An 18,123-nucleotide genomic window follows, 5' to 3' on the forward strand; every position below is an offset into this window, starting at 1 on the left:
ACACAAGGGGGTGCGCATGACGGGACGAGGCCAGGCCAGCTCCGGAGATCTGCTCGAACTGGTGCGCAGGGGACGGGCGACGACGCGTGGTGCCCTCCAGCAGGCCACCGGCCTCTCCCGCGCCACCGTCGGCCAGCGACTGGACCGCCTCTTCCGCGCCGGCTGGCTGCGCGAAGGCGCCGGCGGCCCGGTCGACTCGCCGCTGGGGGGCCGTCCCTCGATCACCCTGGAGTTCGACGACGCCCACGCCGTCGTCCTGGCGGCGGACCTGGACACGCGGCACGCGCGAGCGGCCGTGCTGACGCTGACCGGGGAGATCCTGGCCGAGCACGGCGGCACGCTGGTCATCGAGGACGGGCCGGACGCGGTCCTCGGCGAGCTGGGCGGCTGGCTCGCCGAGCTGCTGGACAAGGCGGGCCACCGGCCGGACGAGGTGTGCGGCATCGGACTCGCCGTGCCCGGCCCGGTCGACAGCGAGACCGGCCGGGTCGTCCAGCCGCCGATCATGCCCGGCTGGGACGGCTACGACATAAGGGGCCGCCTGTCCCGCGCCTTCACCGAACGGACGGCGGGCGGGAACGCGGGCGGCTACGGAGGCGCGGTGGCGGTCCCCGTCCTCGTCGACAACGACGCGAACCTCATGGCGTACGGCGAACAGCGCACCGGATACGCCGACTGCTCGGCGTTCGTGCTGGTCAAGGTGTCGACCGGGATAGGCGCGGGGGTCGTGGTCGACGGCTCGATCTTCCGCGGCATCGACGGAGGGGCCGGCGACATCGGGCATATCCGGGTGGGCGCGGAGGCGCTCTGCCGCTGCGGTTCCTACGGCTGTCTCGCGGCGGTCGCCAGCGGTGGCGCCGTGGCGCGGCGGCTGGCGGAGTCGGGTGTCGCGGCGTCGTCCGGCTCGGACGTGCGCGAGCTGCTCGCGGCCGGCCACCCGGAGGCGGCCGCGCTGGCCCGTGAGGCGGGGCGGCGCGTCGGGGACGTACTGGCGACCGTCGTGACACTGCTCAACCCCGGGGTTCTCATGATCGCCGGAGACCTCGCCGGAACCGCCTTCCTGACGGGCGTGCGCGAACTGCTCTACCAGCGCGCGCTGCCCCGCTCCACGGCCCACCTGGACGTGGTGACCTCGCGACTGGGCGAACGCGCGGGCCTGGTGGGAGCGGGCGCGCTGGTCGTGGAGCATCTGTACGCGCCGGAGCGCGTCGAGGAGCGGTTGCTGGCCCTCGGGGTATGAGGGACGCTCGTATGACGGGATCCCGGAACCGCCGGGACCCCGACCCTCGTGTGACGAGCGGGTTTCCGTCCCTGGACGTGTCCTCGGCGACGTCCGCATCGTGAAATCGGGGCGCCCGTGCGGGGCGGATCAGAGCGTGATTCTCGCCACCCCTGAGGGGGGAAGTGCTCAGATGAGCGATTCAAGACCGACTGCACTTCCTCAAGGGGTGGCACTCAGTGCCACCCCTTGATCGTTCATCGATCGAAATCAATCGTGCCTCACACTGCTCATCTGAGCGTAATATGGGGCATGTGAGAGGCGCTCGGGAGGTGCTTGCGTTCAAGAAGTGAAAACATCGGCGGCCGTCCGCTTGCCAAGCCTTGACTTTCGATCCGCTGGCGGACGGTTGGTTACGCGCACATGACGCGCGAGTGGACGTACCCAGGAGCCTTCGATCTGGGTATGTTCCTGGCCGTCAGGGCAGCCACCGCGTCCTCGAGGAGTCGAGACCCGTGTCGGAAAACAAAGATCTCCAGGTAGCCGAGCAGGCCGAGACCGTTGAGAGCGTGAAGTTCGTCTATGACTTCACCGAAGGCAACAAGGACCTCAAGGACCTTCTCGGCGGCAAGGGCGCGAACCTCGCCGAGATGACCAACCTGGGCCTTCCCGTCCCTCCCGGCTTCACCATCACCACCGAGGCCTGCAAGGTCTACCTCGACAGCGGCGACGAGCCGGCGGCACTGCGTGACGAGGTGAGTGCGCACCTCGACGCGCTGGAGCAGCGCATGGGCAAGAAGCTCGGCCAGGCCGACGACCCGCTGCTCGTCTCGGTCCGCTCCGGCGCCAAGTTCTCGATGCCCGGAATGATGGACACGGTCCTCAACATCGGCCTCTCCGACAAGTCGGTCCAGGGCCTCGCCAAGCAGGCCGGCGACGACCGCTTCGCCTGGGACTCCTACCGCCGTCTCATCCAGATGTTCGGCAAGACGGTCCTCGGCGTCGAGGGCGAGCTCTTCGAGGACGCCCTGGAGGCCGCGAAGACGGCCAAGAAGGTCACGGTCGACACCGAGCTGGAGGCCGCGGACCTGAAGAAGCTGGTCACCCGCTTCAAGAAGATCGTCAAGACCGAGGCCGGCCGCGACTTCCCGCAGGACCCGCGCGAGCAGATGGACCTCGCCATCCACGCGGTCTTCGACTCCTGGAACACCGACCGCGCCAAGCTCTACCGCCGTCAGGAGCGCATCCCGGGCGACCTGGGCACCGCCGTCAACGTCTGTTCCATGGTCTTCGGCAACCTGGGCCCCGACTCGGGCACGGGCGTGGCGTTCACCCGCGACCCCGCCTCGGGCCACCAGGGCGTCTACGGCGACTACCTCCAGAACGCCCAGGGCGAGGACGTGGTCGCGGGCATCCGCAACACCGTCCCGCTCGCCGAGCTGGAGTCGATCGACAAGAAGTCCTACGACCAGCTGATGCAGATCATGGAGACGCTGGAGAACCACTACAAGGACCTCTGCGACATCGAGTTCACCATCGAGCGCGGTCAGCTGTGGATGCTCCAGACCCGCGTCGGCAAGCGCACGGCGGGCGCGGCCTTCCGTATCGCCACCCAGCTCGTCGACCAGGGCCTCATCGACGAGGCCGAGGCGCTCCAGCGGGTGACCGGCGCCCAGCTCGCCCAGCTGATGTTCCCGCGCTTCGACGACGAGGCGAAGGTGGAGAAGGTCGGCCGGGGCATCGCGGCGTCGCCGGGCGCGGCCGTCGGCAAGGCCGTCTTCGACTCGTACACGGCCGTCAAGTGGTCCCGCTCCGGCGAGAAGGTCATCCTGGTCCGCCGCGAGACCAACCCCGACGACCTGGACGGCATGATCGCGGCCGAGGGCATCCTGACCTCGCGCGGCGGCAAGACGTCCCACGCGGCCGTGGTGGCCCGCGGCATGGGCAAGACCTGCGTGTGCGGCGCCGAGGAGCTCGAGGTCGACACCAAGCGCCGCCGGATGACGGTGCCGGGCGGTCACGTCGTCGAGGAGGGCGACCTGATCTCCATCGACGGTTCGAGCGGCAAGGTCTACCTGGGCGAGGTCCCGGTGGTCCCGTCCCCCGTCGTGGAGTACTTCGAGGGCCGGATGCACGCCGGCGCCAACGACGCCGACGAACTCGTCGAGGCGGTGCACCGGATCATGGCCTTCGCGGACAGGAAGCGTCGTCTGCGCGTCCGGGCCAACGCGGACAACGCAGAGGACGCGCTGCGCGCCCGCCGCTTCGGCGCCCAGGGCATCGGTCTGTGCCGTACGGAGCACATGTTCCTCGGAGACCGTCGCGAACTGGTCGAGCGGCTGATCCTGGCGGACACGGAGACCGAGCGCGAGGAGTCGCTCAAGGCACTCCTGCCCCTCCAGAAGCAGGACTTCGTCGAACTGTTCTCGGCGATGGACGGCCTCCCGGTCACCGTCCGGCTCCTGGACCCGCCCCTGCACGAGTTCCTGCCCGACATCACCGAGCTCTCGGTCCGCGTGGCGCTGGCGGAGTCCCGCCAGGAGCCCCACGAGAACGAACTCCGCCTCCTCCAGGCCGTCCACCGGCTGCACGAGCAGAACCCGATGCTGGGCCTGCGCGGCGTACGCCTCGGCCTGGTCATCCCCGGCCTGTTCACCATGCAGGTACGGGCGATCGCCGAGGCCGCCGCGGAACGCAAGACGGCGAAGGGCGACCCGCGCGCCGAGATCATGATCCCGCTCGTCGGCACGGTCCAGGAACTGGAGATCGTCCGCGAGGAGGCCGACGCGGTCATCGCGGAGGTGGAGGCGGCGACCGGCGTCCAGCTGAAGCTGTCGATCGGCACGATGATCGAGCTGCCGCGCGCCGCGCTGACCGCCGGTCAGATCGCCGAAGCCGCGCAGTTCTTCTCCTTCGGCACGAACGACCTGACCCAGACGGTGTGGGGCTTCAGTCGCGACGACGTCGAGGCGTCGTTCTTCACGGCCTACCTGGAGAAGGGCATCTTCGGCGTCAGCCCGTTCGAGACGATCGACCGCGACGGCGTCGGCTCCCTCGTGAAACTGGCGGTGGAGGCCGGCCGCGCCACCCGCCCCGACCTGAAGCTCGGCGTCTGTGGCGAGCACGGCGGCGACCCGGAGTCCGTCCACTTCTTCCACGAGGTGGGACTCGACTACGTCTCCTGCTCACCGTTCCGCATCCCGGTCGCCCGACTCGAAGCGGGCCGGGCGGCCTCCCAGTCGACGGGCAGCGACCACCGCTGACCCCCCACCGGGACAACTGAACCCCGGAGCCACCGCCGGTCCCCGACCCTCACCGATCGGCGACGCCCCGGCGCACCAAGGAGGACGGCACCCTGTGCGGGGGTGCCGTCCTCTTGCGCATCATCTGCGGAGACTGTCGAGCTATCGCGCTGACCAGGCGAAATGCCGTTTCCGGCACTGTCAGGGCGGTTGCCGTCGAACCTGCGCGACGCCGTAGTGCCCCTGGTAGTGCCCGTGTCGTGCCCTCCGCGTGCGATCGAGGCCAGTCACGGCCGTGATCAAAACGGCCTCGTCCTGAGATCCCCGGTCCTCCCCGCTCTGCTCGTTGATCTTGCCAGTCCTGGTACGAGATTCGGAGCTGAACGAACTGGAGGGAGACGCAACATGGCTGTCCGTGGGGACTCCTGATATCCACCGCCGGAGGCATCGCCGCCACCATAGTCGGCGTCATCGCCGGTGGTGTCGTGGGACGGCGTGGTCAGAACCGTCAGTGGCTCGTAGGCCCCGCTGTAGTCATGGCTGCGCGGTACAGAGTCGACACTGAGCCCACGACTTGCGCCTATGCCTTCCATGGCACCGTTGCCGTGACTGCGATCCGCCTTTCTCTCAAACCGTGATCACTTGGCGTCCGTGACAAAATCCGGGCGTGACGACGTTGTTCCTGACGGTTGGCCTGCCGGGGCCGGAAAGACTACGAGAGCTCGACAGTTGGCCGAGGGCCACGAAGCGCTGCGGCTGACGTCGGATGAGTGGATGCTCCCGCTGTTCGGTCAGGTCTGCATGCGCTTCCTCAACTCGTGTACGTGCCGGTGGGCCATGAGACCCAACGTGCTCGGATCGCCCATCGCCAGTCGACCACCCCTGAGCAGACCTTCGCGATGAGCGATACGGACCTCTTGCACTGGAGGGCACAGTTCGAGGAGCCCGACGCCACGGAACTTGATGGACGTGAGGCAGGAAGCCAGCCTCCTGGGTGGTCAGGATGGCGGGAGTGGGCCACCGACCGCTGGCCATCACTCGTGTGACTGTCCGGCCAACCTTGGTGCCGCCCAGAGCCGCAGCCGGGCCAGGAGCGCCGAGCCCGGAATGATCCACCGGACGGGCCCAGTACCGCGGTCGGGGAACCATGAATACGGCGACGTATGGCCGTCGGGACGCCACTGCTGTTACCGATGCCGACGCGATCGCCCCCTGCCAACTTCGATGCGCTTCAGCGCCCTTGGCGCGAAGGGCTGGCTGAGCCCTTCTTGTTTCTTGCGGTGACGTGGCTGGAAGTCGATCGCCTGATGGGATGGTGGGTTGGTGACTAAAGGTTTCAGCGTGTAAAAGATCCGTTACCTTCTGTGATCTGCGGAGGCTGTCGAGCCTTCGGCTTCAGGAAGGCGTGGGATGAAGAAGGCATTGGCCGGCGTGATGGCGGCAGCGGCGTTTCTGATGGGGGCCGGGACAGCGCTGGGCGCGGCGGACTGGCGCGACATGCCGAACCTGGGCTCGTCGGGCGTTCGATTCCTGGATGGCGAGTATCTCTTCAATCCGGCAGGTCAGAATCACGGTGCCTTCGAGTGGAAAGGCGGATTGAAGGACGCTAGTGCTGGAGACGGCCACAACGTGTACATGCTGGTCCGCGTCGAGAGTCACGACTGGGTGCGCTACAACGGTAAGCAGCGGAAGACCGTGTCCCTGCACCACTCGAACTGGGACGGTGCCCAGCGGTATACCGATGATGCGGAGATCCGGGCCTGTCGTGACCGAGGAAGTCTGCATCCGGACAACTGCTCGATTACCAAGACGTACTCGTCCCGTCACTAGAAGTTCTTGAACAGAAGAGCCCAGATGTCTGCATCTGGGCTCTCTCTCGTCATAGGGGTGCATCATCAACACGTCAGAAGTTCTTTGCGCCACAGGTGTCGATCTCTTCTATGGAGAGACGCCTGCCGTCCGGAATGTCGACCTCTTCCTGCGGCGTGGCGAAGTCGCGGCGATCACTGGACAGAGTGGCTCCGGCAAATCTTCGCTGTTGTACTGTCTCGCAGGGGTCCTGCCCGTGGCGTGCGGAGAGGTCCGTTTCGAGGGCCGCGACCTCGGTGAGCTCGACGACGAAGAACTCAGTGCGCTGCGACGCGAGCGCTTCGGATTTGTATTCCAGTACGGCGAACTCCTGCCGGAGTTGACCGTGGAGGAGAACGCCGCGCTGCCACTGCGCTTGGCCGGGCAGCGCAAGGCGGAGGCGCTGGCCGCAGCTGGTGAGGTTCTTGGTCGACTCGGTCTTGCTGAGTTGCGGCAGCGGCGGCCATCGCAGGTGTCTGGTGGGCAGAGTCAACGTATCGCTGTGGCAAGGGCGTTGGTGCATCGGCCTGCTGTTGTGTTCGCCGATGAGCCGACCGGATCGCTCGATAGCGCCAATGCTGCTGCGGTACTCGATGAATTCCTGTCCTTGGCGCGTTCCCAGGGGACCGCCGTGGTGCTCGTCACGCACGACACTCAGGTGGCCTCCCGAGCCGACAGCCGATATGTAATGCGAGACGGCATCCTGTCGGCCTTGACGCGGGAGGAGGCGACATGAGGGAACTTCTCTTGGGCCTGCGGTTGTTGTTGGGTAGCGGCCGGGGCAATCGCGTGCGATTCCTCCTCATGGTTGGAGGCAGTGCTGTCGGTGTCTGTTGCCTAGCGATGGTTCTTGCGATTCCCGGGATTCTGGCAGCGCAGGACGGGCGCAAGGCGGCACGTTCGGCGGATTGTTGCGCTGGTCATCGTCCATTCAGTGTAGCTGCTGAAAAAGCGCCCCTCGAACTCAGCCTGACGGACCCATACGGCTCTCGTCCGATGACCCGCGTATTCCACGCCCCGGGCGTTTTCGCTATCGATCCTCCGCCGGGTCTGAGTAGCCTGCCTTCACCCGGTGAGATGTTCGTTTCGCCACAACTGCACGAAGAATTGAAGAAGGAGCCGGGCCTCGCGCAGCTCGTGCCCGGCCGGGAACGGGGAATCATCGGCTCTCAAGGGTTGGCCCACCCCGACGAGCTGTTCGCCTATATCGGCGTCCCTCGGAAGCAGTTGAAAAACGGGGATCCCGTGACGCTTTACGGATGGTCCTTCACGAATGACGAAACAGTGGAGCCTTCCACGCTGGGGATCGTGCGATTCACGCTTTGCGGGGTTGTCCTGCTTCCGTTGGCCGTCTATTTGTCTGTGTGCGCGCGACTGTCGGCCGCCGCGCGGGCACGAAGGCTCGCCGCACTGCGGCTGGTCGGGTTGAGCAAGAAGGGTGTGCAGCGCGTTAACGCGGCTGAGACAGTTGCTGCGGCACTGCTCGGCGCTGTAGTCGGTTTGGGCATCTATGCGGTGGCCAACCAACTCATCTCTCGCGTTGGACTGCCCGGCTTCCGGTGGTATCCGTCTGACGGATCGCTGTCTCTGACCATCAACCTGGTCTGCTTGACCGCTTGTCCCGCGCTCGCCTGGTTCGCAGGGTCGGTAGGAGCCAGGAAGGCGGCCGCCAACCCCTTGGCTGTCAGGCGCAGCGCGGTTGAGAAACCACCCGCGAAGTGGGGACTGCTGCCGCTTCTTCCAGGATTGGGCATCGTTACCGGGTACTGCGTGGCCGGTGCGATGGGACACGTGCCTAGGGACACTTCGCTATCGTCGATCCTGATGCCGCTTGCCGTCGTTCTCGTTGGTGTTGGGCTCGTTCTGTCGCTTCCGATCCTCTCTCGGGGTTTGTCCCGGACGGTGGCACGTACCAGCCGCTCTCTATCTCTCGGCTTGGCTATGAGGCGTAACGAGGTGGAACCAGGTGGTGCCTTGCGCGTTGCGACCGGTCTGGTGCTTCTCGTTTACGCTGCGTCGCTCGCGCAGGGAGTACTCATCGAGCTGGACCAAGTTTCCAAGAACACATCACCTGTGCAGTCGTACACGCTGTCTCTCGACGGAGTTACCCCAGTCCGGCAAAGAGCATTCGAGGCGGTGACGGGTATCCGGGGGTACGGCATGGAAGCGACTTCATGGAGAGATCGAGACACCGAGTTCCCGCCCATGATCCATGCCGTGATTGCCACCTGCGCTCAACTTCGCGGGATGGTACCTGGAATTGGACGATGCACGGAGGGGCGACCATTTCGCGCAGTGAACCCCCGGGAAACCTACGACGAGGACAGCAAGCCTGGTGCGAGCTTTCCTTTTCATCTCAGAGATGAGAGTGGCGCGAAGCGCGTGATGACGGTTCAAGTGCCAAAGCAGCAGGTGCTGTTCGGTGATGAATCTGGACTTTCTCCCTTGAGTAGTGGCGACGTCGTAATCCCACCGTCTTTCCTGCCCGACGGCTTCCGGCCTGATGGGGCAAGTCTCATTCTGGTCAGCAACTCGACGCCTCAGACTGTCCGTGCAGTCCTCGACGCCATCGGCGGCGTCGATCCAACGGCTAAAGTGATGACCCCAGGTGTAGTGGTCACCGCTCTTCAACAGATCACCGTGGTTAAGACCATCCTCGCCATGGGGATGGTCCTCGGCCTCGTGATCGGTGTAGCCGCCTACCTTGTTGCTGCTACCGACCGGGCGGTCGAGCGTCGACCACAGGTGACCGCGCTGTCTCTGCTCGGTGCCAGGCCCCGTACGTTGCGGGCTGTGCAGGTGGCTCAAGTTGTGTTGCCGCTGGCGGTGGGGCTCGTGCTGGCGGTGGTGGCCGGGAAGGCGGCAGAGTCCAGTTACCTGGTCACCGGTGGTGGTGAGGTCTTCTGGGACGGTGCTGGTGTGCCGTTGCTGTTGGCCTGCGCTCTGGGGGTCGTGGCCGTCGCTGCTGTCGGATCCTTGCCGCTGATCGGCCGGCGGATTGATCCGGAGTTGATTCGGCGCGACTGATGGGCGGCTGGTGGACGTGCGTAGGGCGGCATCCTGGGGGAGGTGTCGCCCTTTGGCAGTCGGTGGGGGTCAGGTCGGCAGGGTGGACAGCCAGGTGGTGAGGAGTCGGTTGGTTGTTTCGGGGTGTTCCTGTTGGAGCCAGTGGCCGCAGTTCTCGAGGATGTGGGAGGCGGTGAGGCCGGGGAGGGTGGTGGGGAAGGCCTCGATCGCGGCGGCCAGCCAGGTCGTCGAGGAGTCGAGGGCGCCGCCGACGAACAGGGACGGCTGGGTGATCGGGGCGCCGGTGAAGTCCGTGAGGTCCTGCCAGTCGCGGTCCATGTTGCGGTAGCGGTTCAGGGCGCCGGTCATGCCGGTTCGTTCGAACTCCGCCGCGCAGAGGTCGAGGTCCGCCTCGGTCAGCCAGGCCGGGAGGCCCTCGGTGGGGAAGCGGTCGCGCAGTTTTCCGCCCCGGGTGACGAAGTGGGGATCGGGGGAGCCCGTCGCCGGCATCGTGTCCGCGGACAGGGCGGCGTAGAAGCCCGCGAGCCAGCCTCGTACGTCGGGCTCGATCTCCGCTTCGGCGCGGCCTGGCTCCTGGAAGTAGGAGACGTAGAACTCTTCCGCGCGGCCCGTCCCGCCCGTCGCATCCGTCCCGTCCGTCCCGCCCAGCTGGGCGAAGATCTCCGTCGGTTTCGGTCCGCCCGGTGGGGTGTAGGGAACGCTCAGCAGGCCCACCGCGTGGAAGACGTCCGGGCGCAGCAGCGCGGAATCGGCGGCGATCGTCGCGCCCCAGTCGTGACCGACGATCGCCGCGGATCGCTCGCCCAGGCCGTGGACGACCGCGACGTTGTCCTCCACCAGCTCCAGCATGCGGTACGCGTCCGTGGCAGGGGGTTTGGAGGAGCGGCCGTAGCCGCGGACGTCGATGGCGGCCGCGCGGTACCCGGCCGAGGCCAGCGCCGGCAACTGGTGACGCCAGGAGTACCAGGACTCGGGGAAGCCGTGGACGAGCAGGACCAGCGGGCCCTCGCCCTGTTCCACCACGTGGACGCGGCCTGCGGGCGAGGGGACCATGCGGTGTTTCGCGTCGTTCACGGTCGGCTGGGACATCGACCCTCCATGACTCGAGATCGTTTCCGAGAGCGAGCATGCCGACCTGACGCGTGAGGCGTGCGTTTTGTTGCCGGTTCGGCAAAGCGGCGACCGTGTGTCGGTGTGTGCCGGAGGCACGCCGACGCGGTGCGCAGCGCCGGCGCCCGCGTCGCCGAGCCTGGATTCCGTACCGGCGCGCTGTACGGGGCCGGTCACCGGTGGCCCCTGGAGGACGCCGTCCATCTCACCGGGCGGGCCGTGGTTCTGCGGTCTGAGCGAGGTGTCGGCGGACCACGGCGGCCTCACGTCCGGGAACGTGCTGCTCAGGTACGCGGACGGCTGTCAGGGCGCGCGCACGCGGAGCCCGCACGTTCCTTCGGTCCTCATTCGCAGGCGACGCCGTCGCCGTCGCGGTCCAGGTGGCGTCCGTAGCCCGGGTCGCCCACGCGGACCGGAGCGGCACCGGCCGCGCGGGCTGCCGTGCAGTTGTCGTAGTAGACGCTTCCGGAACCGTTGGAGTCGGCCGAGTCCTCGGAGGCGGCGGAGTCGTCGGCGCCGGCTCCGGAGCCGTTCTCGTTCGCCGCCGCCTTCGCCGTGACCGTCTTCGTCACCTTCACCGTCTCGGTCGCCGTGGCGGTCACCGTGCCCGCCGGTTCCGGGACGGCGGTCTGTGTCGTCGTGGCCGTCACGGTCACCGTGGGCTGTGGCTCGGCGGACGTCGGCTTCGCCTCGTTCGTCGTGTCGCCGGCGGATCCGCCGATGCCCATGCCGAGGAACAGGGCCAGGGCGAGGGCGGGCAGGACGTATCTCTTCCTGGCCCACCGGGGGGTGCGGTGCGGGGTGGGTGCGGTGGTGTACGGGTTGCTCATGCGTGTCCCCCCGGGTGTGGTGTCGAGGGGACGACGGTATGGCCGATTTGCCTCCGGTGTGCGAGGTGTGGCCGTTCTGTGACGTTCCTGTACGCATCGCCCGAGGTGGCGGCACCCGCGCTCGTCGGGTGCCGCCCCTCCTCCGTGGCCGGACGGTGCGTCAGATCGACACCGCCACCGCCGTGAACGTCGTCTCCGGGAGCTGCGGGCTGGTGAAGCGCGCGTTGACCAGGTAGAGGCGGTCGCCGTAGCGGGCCGCCGTGGTGGGGACGTCGAAGCGGGGGTCGGTGATCGTGCGGGTGAGTGTGGCGGTGGTCGCCGTGCGGTCCAGGGACCAGACGCTGATCAGGTTCAGGCGGTTCTGGACCACGTACAGCGTGCGGCCGATGCGGTAGAGACCGTCGCCGTTCACCACGTCCGCCGCGCCGACCAGCGTGATCCTCGTGGCGTGTCCCGTCCCGACGTTCACGTTGTACAGCTCGCCGGGTGTGCTCTTGACGACGATCAGTCCCCGGCCGTCCGGTGTGCCGACGATCCCGTTGGCGTTGTTCACGTCGGGGAGCTGGACCCAGTCGCCGGTCAGCGCGAGGGCGCTGATCTCGCCGCCGGACCGGCCGCGCGGCACGCCGTACAGTACGGCGTGCCGAGAGTCGGTGAACCAGGCCCGGTCGCCGAGCAGGGTCACGTCGTTGATGAAATGGCCTGTGGCAGACGTGAGTTGGTGGGTGGTCGCCAGCTCGCCGGTGCGTGAGTCGATCACGCGGGCCACGCCCGTGCTGCCCGCCACGTACAGCAGTCCGTCGTGGTCGAGCTTGAGGCCGACCGACACCTGGCCGGTGCCGCCCTCGTACAGGACCGTGCCCTCGCCGGTGCGCAGGTCGGTGCGGAGGATCGCGCCGTTGGCGCGGGAGCCCTGGTAGGCGTACGGCTTGCCGCCGATGGCGATGCCCTCGGGGAGCCAGCCGTCGGGGAGGGCGTACTCGGTGGGCCAACCGGACTCGTTGGTACGGGACTTGGTGGGTGCGGAAGCGGAGGTGGCAGCGTTCGCGGCCGGGGCCGCCATGGTCGTCAGGGCGAGGGCGGCCAGGGCCGCGCCGCCGAGTGCGGTGCGGCGGGAGGGGGTGGGGGCCGGCTGGGGAGCGGGGGTCATGGTTACGTGCCTCCGTGAGTGGGGTGCGGGCGGCGAACGGCGTAACTCGACGAACTGCCGAACTCTGGAACGGCGTGACGTTCGAATGGTGTGGCTCCGGAGCCGCGTGACTTCGGGGCCGCGTGACTCCGGAACGGCGTACCGCAGGGCGCTGTGGCCACACCGGGGGTGTGGTCTCACTCCGCTGCGACTTCGTTGGCGAGTAACGAGCCGCCGCCCGACGGCGTTCCTCGGTTCCGCTGTCGAGTTCCTGTCAATTTCGGGCGGGGAGATGCGGGACGGGTGACCCGGAGCGCCGTAGGCTGCCCGCACACACCGCGGAGGGAGTACGGCCATGTCCGGCTGGAGCACGCACGACATCCCTGACCAGGGCGGTCGTACCGCTGTCGTCACCGGGGCCAACAGCGGGCTCGGATACGTCACCGCGCGCGAGCTCGCCCGCAAGGGCGCCCGGGTGGTACTCGCCTGCCGGAGCGCATCGCGAGGGCGCGAGGCCGTCAGGCGACTGCACGACGAAGTGCCGGACGCGAAAGCGGAGTTGCGGCTGCTCGATCTCGGGGACCTCGCCTCCGTACGGGAGTTCGCGGGCGCCCTGCCGTACGACCGGCTCGACCTGCTCGTCAACAACGCGGGCGTGATGGCCATGCCGTACGGCACCACCGCCGACGGGTTCGAGACGCAGTTCGGTGTGAATCACCTGGGGCACTTCGCCCTCACCGGGCTGCTGCTGCCCGCGCTGCTCGCCACGCGGGGCCGGTCGCCCGAGGCACGGATCGTGACCGTCTCCAGCATGGCCCACCTGCTCGGCAACATCGACCGGGACGACCTGAACTCCAAGCGCAGCTACCGCCGTTGGATCGCCTACGGTAGGACCAAGACCGCCAACCTGCTCTTCACGCACGAGCTGGCACGCAGGCTCACGGCGGCCGGGGCGGAGGTCGTCGCGGCGGCCGCGCATCCGGGGTACGCGGCGACCAACCTTCAGACGGCGGGGCCGCGCGCGGAGGGGCGCCCGGTCGCCGAGCGGCTGATGGCGCTGGGCAACCGGGTCTTCGCCCAGCCCGCCGAGGCCGGTGCGTTGCCCGCCCTGTACGCGGCGACCGCGCCCGGGGTCCGCCCGGACTCGTTCACCGGGCCGTCCCTCGCGATGTGGCGCGGGGCGCCCGCACCGTCACGGCGGGCGCCCTGGACCCTCGACGACCGGGCGGGCGAGCGGCTGTGGGCCGCCTCCGAGCAGCTGACCGGGGTGTCCTACGAGGCGCTCAAGGGCTGAGCCCCGGCGACAGCGGCCCGGCCGCGTGGCGTCATCGTGCCGGGGCGCCGGGGGGTGCCGGAGCTCCAGGGAGCGCCGGCGGCGGCGAGAGCACTCTGGCCCGGCCCGCCGGCACCATCGGCTCCGACGGCTCCGACGGCTCCGACGGCACCGGGGCCGACCAGCAGCCCCGGGTGCCCCGCGGTCGTCAGGCGGTGCGCACCTCGTAGGTGACGATGTGCACCGAGTCGTCGTCCAGGCACTTGCCGCTCAGCAGGTCGAAACGCTGCTTGAGCAGGGGGGAGGCGACGAACGAGCGGCCCTCGTGGGTGCCGGTCAGGCCGCGTGAGAGGACGGCCGCGCCGCCGAACGGATCGCGGTTGTCGACGGCGTACAGCTCACCCGCCCGGTCCCGGAACAGGGCGACCTGGCGGCCGTCGGGCAGCAGGGCGGCCACACCTCGGCCGGGGATCAGCTGGCTGAGGTCACAGACCGTGAACCACTGGTCGTCCAGCCGCAGTTGGACCTTCAGGTCGGTCGTCTCGAGTGCCAGGGTCATCGCTGGGCGCTCCCTTCCAGGGGACGGTGGCCGATGGACAGCAACGGCAGGTCGGGCTTGATCTGGTCGCGCTCCGGGACGAAGCCGACGACCGGGTCGGGGGTGTCGGGGGCGTTGACGAAGGACACGAACCGGGCGAGCTTCTCCGGGTCGTTGATGGTGGTCGCCCACTCGTCGGCGTAGTGCGCGACGTGGTCGGTCATCAGGGACTCCAGCTCTTCGCAGATGCCGAGCGAGTCCTCCACCACCACGTCCCGTACGTGGTCCAGGCCGCCGGGGATCCGGTCCAGCCAGGTCGAGGTGCGCTCCAGGCGGTCGGCGGTGCGGATGTAGAACATCAGGAACCGGTCGATGAGGCGCACCAGTTCGGTGTCGGTGAGGTCCTGGGCGAGCAGGTCGGCGTGGCGCGGGGTGGCGCCGCCGTTGCCGCCGACGTAGAGGTTCCAGCCGTTGGAGGTGGCGATGATGCCGAAGTCCTTCGACTGGGCCTCGGCGCACTCGCGGGCGCAGCCCGACACCGCCGACTTCAGCTTGTGCGGGGAGCGCAGCCCCCGGTAGCGCAGCTCCAGGTCGATCGCCATGCGGACGGAGTCCTGGACGCCGTAGCGGCACCAGGTCTGGCCGACACAGGACTTCACCGTGCGCAGCGACTTGCCGTAGGCGTGGCCGGACTCGAAGCCGGCGTCCACCAGCCTGGTCCAGATCAGCGGGAGCTGCTCGACGCGGGCGCCGAACATGTCGATCCGCTGACCGCCGGTGATCTTCGTGTAGAGGCCGAAGTCACGGGCGATCTCCCCGATCACGATCAGGCCCTCCGGGGTGATCTCACCGCCGGGGATGCGCGGGACGACCGAGTAGGAGCCGTTCTTCTGGAGGTTGGCGAGGAAGTGGTCGTTGCTGTCCTGGAGGGCCGCCTGCTCGCCGTCCAGGACATAGCCGCTCGCGCCGATCGTCGGGGCGAGGGAGGCGATGATCGAGCCGACGGTCGGCTTGCAGACCTCGCAGCCGTCACCGCCCCGGGCGCCGTCCCGGCCGTAGCGGTCGAGGAGGTCCTGGTAGGTGTTGATGCGCAGGGCGAGGACGATCTCGTACAGCTCCTCGCGGGTCTGCGAGAAGCAGCCGCACAGGCCCTTGTCGACCTCGACGCCGCTCGCCTCCAGCTCGGCGGTGACCAGCTGGCCGAGCACCTTGACGCAACTGCCGCAGCCGGTACCGGCCTTGGTGCACTTCTTCACCTCGGGCACCGTCGTGCAGGAGTGCTCCGTCACCGCCCCGCGGATCGTGCCCTTCGACACGTTGTGGCAGGAGCAGACGATCGCCTCGTCCGGCAGCGCGGACGGGCCGAGCTGGACGGCCTCCCCGGAGCCGGCCGGCAGCACCAGCGACTCGGGGGAGACGGGCGGCACGGAGCCCGTGAACGCGCGCAGGGTGCCGTACGCCTCCGCGTCGCCGACCAGGATGCCGCCGAGGAGCGTGCCGTCGCGGCCGATGACCAGCTTCTTGTACAGGCCCGAGCGGGAGTCGGAGTAGACGACGTCGAGGCAGTCCTCGGCGGTGCCGTGCGCGTCGCCGAACGACGCCACGTCCACGCCGAGCAGCTTCAGCTTGGTGGAGAGGTCGGCGCCGGTGAAGGACAGCTGCTCGGACTCGTCGGCCGCGATGGTCGCGGCGACCGTGATCGCCTGCTCGTAACCCGGGGCGACCAGGCCGTACACCCGGCCGTCGGCGGCCAGCGCGCACTCGCCGATCGCGAACACGTGCGGGTCGTTCACCGTGCGGCACTGCTCGTCGACGGCGATGCCGCCGCGCTCGCCGACCGTCAGTCCGGACTCGCGGGCCAGCTGGTCGCGGGGGCGGACACCGGCGCTGAACACCACCAGGTCGGTGGCGAGTTCGGAGCCGTCGGAGAGCTTCATACCGGTGACCGCGCCGTCCTCGCCGACGACGATCTCCTGGGTGCCGACGCCGGTGTGGACGCTCAGACCCATGTCCTCGATGGTGCGCAGCAGGGCCGCGCCACCGCCGTCGTCGACCTGTACCGGCATCAGGCGCGGCGCGAACTCGACGATGTGGGAGGTGAGTCCGAGACCCTTCAGCGCGCCCGCGGCCTCCAGCCCCAGCAGGCCGCCGCCGACCACCGCGCCGGTCGTGGCACGCGACTTCGCGTACGCCTCGATCGCGAGGAGGTCCTCGATCGTGCGGTAGACGAAGCAGCCCTCGGCGTCCTTGTTGGGGACGGGCGGCACGAACGGGTAGGAGCCGGTGGCCAGGACGAGGATGTCGTAGTCGACCGTCAGTCCCGAGCGGGCGGTCACCCTGCGGGCCTCGCGGTCGATCGTCTCCGCGGGGTCGCCGACGTACAGCTCGATCCCGTGGTCGGCGATGAACGCCATGTCCGTCATGGACAGTTCCTCGGGCGTCCGGCCCGAGAAGTACGAGGTCAGCTGCACGCGGTCGTACGCGGGACGCGGCTCCTCGCAGAGCACGACCACGCGGTGCGTGGCGGTCAGGCCGCGCTCGGCGAGCGCCTCGAGGAAGCGCTGGCCGACCATGCCGTGGCCGACGAGCACGATCGTGGGGGTGCCCCCGGGGGTGGCGGTCATCAGGAGCCTCCGTCGTTGGTGAGCAGGTGGAGCAGGGGGCCGCCGTCGGAGGGGAGCGGCTCTGCTCCCTCCCAGGCGCGCGCCAGCGCGCCGACGGTGCCGAGTTCGCCGACGAGGACCCCGCCGACCAGGCGGTCGTCGCGGACGACGACCTTGCGGTAGGTGCCCCGGGTGGCGTCGGCGAGCTGTACGACGTCGTCGCCGGGGAGCGGCTCCGTCTCGCCGAACGCGGCGAGGTCGAAGGCGCTGTTTCCGGCGAGGGTGAGCCGGGTGAGGGCGCGGGTGCCGGCATACCGGGAGTCCGCGTCCCCGGCGAGCGACTCGGCGAGGACGTCCGCCTGTTCCAGCGCGGGTGCGGCCAGCCCGTACACGTTCCCGTCGTGCTGCGCGCAGTCGCCGATCGCCCGGATGCGGGGGTCCGACGTGCGGAGCCGGTCGTCGACCAGGATCCCCTTGTGCACGGCGAGTCCCGCCGCCTTGGCGAGTCCGGCGCGCGGGGAGACCCCGCAGGCCAGCACCACCAGGTCGGCGTCGAGGGCGTACCCGTCGGCCATCTCGACCGAGCGGACGGCGCCGCCGACGCTGCGCACGTCGCGGACCCGGCACTCGGTGTGGACCTCGACGCCCAGGTCCCGCAGGTGCCGCAGCACCAGCTTGGACGCGTTCGGGTCGAGCTGGCGTTCCATCAGCCGCTCGGCCTGCTGGGCGAGGACGACCTGGGCGCCGCGCACGGCGAGCGCGCGGGCCGCGGAGACCCCGAGGAGCCCGCCGCCGATGACGACCGCCCGCACGCCCGGCCGTACCGCCTTGGACAGGCCGAGGCAGTCGTCCATGGTGCGGAAGGCGTGGACGCCCTCCGGCAGGACGTGGTCGGGGGTGAAGAGGCCGCGCAGGGGCGGCAGCACCGGGTTGGAGCCGGTGGCCAGGACGAGGGTGTCGTATGCGATCTCCGAGCCGTCCGCGCAGGTCACGGTCCGCCCGTCGCGGTCGATACCGGTGACCCGGCCCCGCAGCAGTCCGGCGGGCGCGGGCAGCGCGATCACCTCGGGGGCGTACCGGCCGGCCAGCACCTCGGCGAGCAGGACCCGGTTGTACGGCCGGTGCTCCTCCTCGCCGATCAGCAGGGCGGGCGTGCCCAGCTCGCCGAGCCGGCGGGCGAGTCGTACGCCCGCGAGGCCGGCGCCGATCACCACCACACGCGAATTCGAGGTCATGTCCAGGAGCGTGCGGTGCCGACGTTACCCGACCGCATCACCGTTGTTTCCCGCGAGGAACGCTGCCCT

Annotated in this window: 12 protein-coding genes and 1 pseudogene; 7 read left to right on the forward strand and 6 right to left on the reverse strand. The window is 69.1% G+C overall.

Translation table 11 applies throughout. The features are described 5' to 3' along the window. Nucleotides 1–16: 16 nt before the first annotated feature. From OG440_RS25260 to OG440_RS25285, 6 genes and pseudogenes are all read left to right on the forward strand, one after another. Nucleotides 17–1,240: an ROK family protein gene (locus tag OG440_RS25260; RefSeq protein WP_406009062.1), complete on the forward strand. Its 1,224-nt coding sequence runs from the start codon at nucleotides 17–19 to the stop codon at nucleotides 1,238–1,240. Between the two features lie 494 nt (nucleotides 1,241–1,734). After that, nucleotides 1,735–4,482, forward strand: coding sequence for a pyruvate, phosphate dikinase (gene ppdK / locus OG440_RS25265; protein ID WP_406009063.1), 2,748 nt, complete (start codon nucleotides 1,735–1,737; stop codon nucleotides 4,480–4,482). Between the two features lie 646 nt (nucleotides 4,483–5,128). Continuing rightward, nucleotides 5,129–5,507: pseudogene (locus OG440_RS25270) on the forward strand (AAA family ATPase). A 364-nt stretch (nucleotides 5,508–5,871) separates the two neighbouring features. Then, nucleotides 5,872–6,291 (forward strand): hypothetical protein, encoded by a 420-nt coding sequence (locus OG440_RS25275; protein WP_406009064.1) that lies wholly within the window; start codon nucleotides 5,872–5,874, stop codon nucleotides 6,289–6,291. Nucleotides 6,292–6,355: 64 nt separating this feature from the next. After that, complete coding sequence (locus tag OG440_RS25280; protein WP_406011453.1) at nucleotides 6,356–7,045, forward strand: ABC transporter ATP-binding protein; 690 nt, start codon at nucleotides 6,356–6,358, stop codon at nucleotides 7,043–7,045. After that, nucleotides 7,042–9,336 (forward strand): FtsX-like permease family protein, encoded by a 2,295-nt coding sequence (locus tag OG440_RS25285; protein ID WP_406009065.1) that lies wholly within the window; start codon nucleotides 7,042–7,044, stop codon nucleotides 9,334–9,336. The genes OG440_RS25280 and OG440_RS25285 overlap by 4 nt, the downstream gene beginning before the upstream one ends. A gap of 69 nt (nucleotides 9,337–9,405) precedes the next feature. Here OG440_RS25285 and OG440_RS25290 read toward each other — a convergent pair whose 3' ends face one another. The 3 genes from OG440_RS25290 to OG440_RS25300 all read right to left on the reverse strand — a co-directional run bounded on the left by OG440_RS25290 (nucleotide 9,406) and on the right by OG440_RS25300 (nucleotide 12,426). Further along, nucleotides 9,406–10,425 carry an alpha/beta fold hydrolase gene (locus tag OG440_RS25290; protein ID WP_406009066.1) on the reverse strand — a complete coding sequence of 340 codons (1,020 nt, stop codon included), beginning with the start codon at nucleotides 10,423–10,425 and terminating at the stop codon, nucleotides 9,406–9,408. A 365-nt stretch (nucleotides 10,426–10,790) separates the two neighbouring features. Beyond that, a complete protein-coding gene (locus OG440_RS25295) occupies nucleotides 10,791–11,276 on the reverse strand; it encodes an excalibur calcium-binding domain-containing protein (RefSeq protein ID WP_406009067.1) in 486 nt (161 codons plus the stop codon). A 160-nt stretch (nucleotides 11,277–11,436) separates the two neighbouring features. After that, nucleotides 11,437–12,426, reverse strand: a complete 990-nt coding sequence (locus tag OG440_RS25300; protein WP_406009068.1) for an SMP-30/gluconolactonase/LRE family protein — start codon at nucleotides 12,424–12,426, stop codon at nucleotides 11,437–11,439. Nucleotides 12,427–12,760: 334 nt separating this feature from the next. Between OG440_RS25300 and OG440_RS25305 the strand changes: the two genes are divergently transcribed. Further along, complete coding sequence (locus OG440_RS25305) at nucleotides 12,761–13,699, forward strand: oxidoreductase (protein WP_406009069.1); 939 nt, start codon at nucleotides 12,761–12,763, stop codon at nucleotides 13,697–13,699. Between the two features lie 187 nt (nucleotides 13,700–13,886). Here the strand turns inward: OG440_RS25305 and nirD are convergent, their stop codons facing one another. The 3 genes from nirD to OG440_RS25320 are packed head-to-tail and all read right to left on the reverse strand — an operon-like array spanning nucleotide 13,887 to nucleotide 18,054. Then, entirely contained in the window at nucleotides 13,887–14,237 is a 351-nt protein-coding gene (nirD, locus tag OG440_RS25310; protein WP_406009070.1) for a nitrite reductase small subunit NirD, read from the reverse strand. Next, nucleotides 14,234–16,840 carry a nitrite reductase large subunit NirB gene (nirB, locus tag OG440_RS25315; RefSeq protein ID WP_406009071.1) on the reverse strand — a complete coding sequence of 869 codons (2,607 nt, stop codon included), beginning with the start codon at nucleotides 16,838–16,840 and terminating at the stop codon, nucleotides 14,234–14,236. The genes nirD and nirB overlap by 4 nt, the downstream gene beginning before the upstream one ends. Further along, nucleotides 16,840–18,054, reverse strand: a complete 1,215-nt coding sequence (locus OG440_RS25320) for an NAD(P)/FAD-dependent oxidoreductase (protein WP_406009072.1) — start codon at nucleotides 18,052–18,054, stop codon at nucleotides 16,840–16,842. The genes nirB and OG440_RS25320 overlap by 1 nt, the downstream gene beginning before the upstream one ends. Between the last annotated feature and the right edge of the window lie 69 nt (nucleotides 18,055–18,123).

Origin of the sequence: Streptomyces sp. NBC_00637, from assembly GCF_045161545.1 — a bacterium.
Taxonomy (GTDB): Bacteria; Actinomycetota; Actinomycetes; order Streptomycetales; family Streptomycetaceae; genus Streptomyces.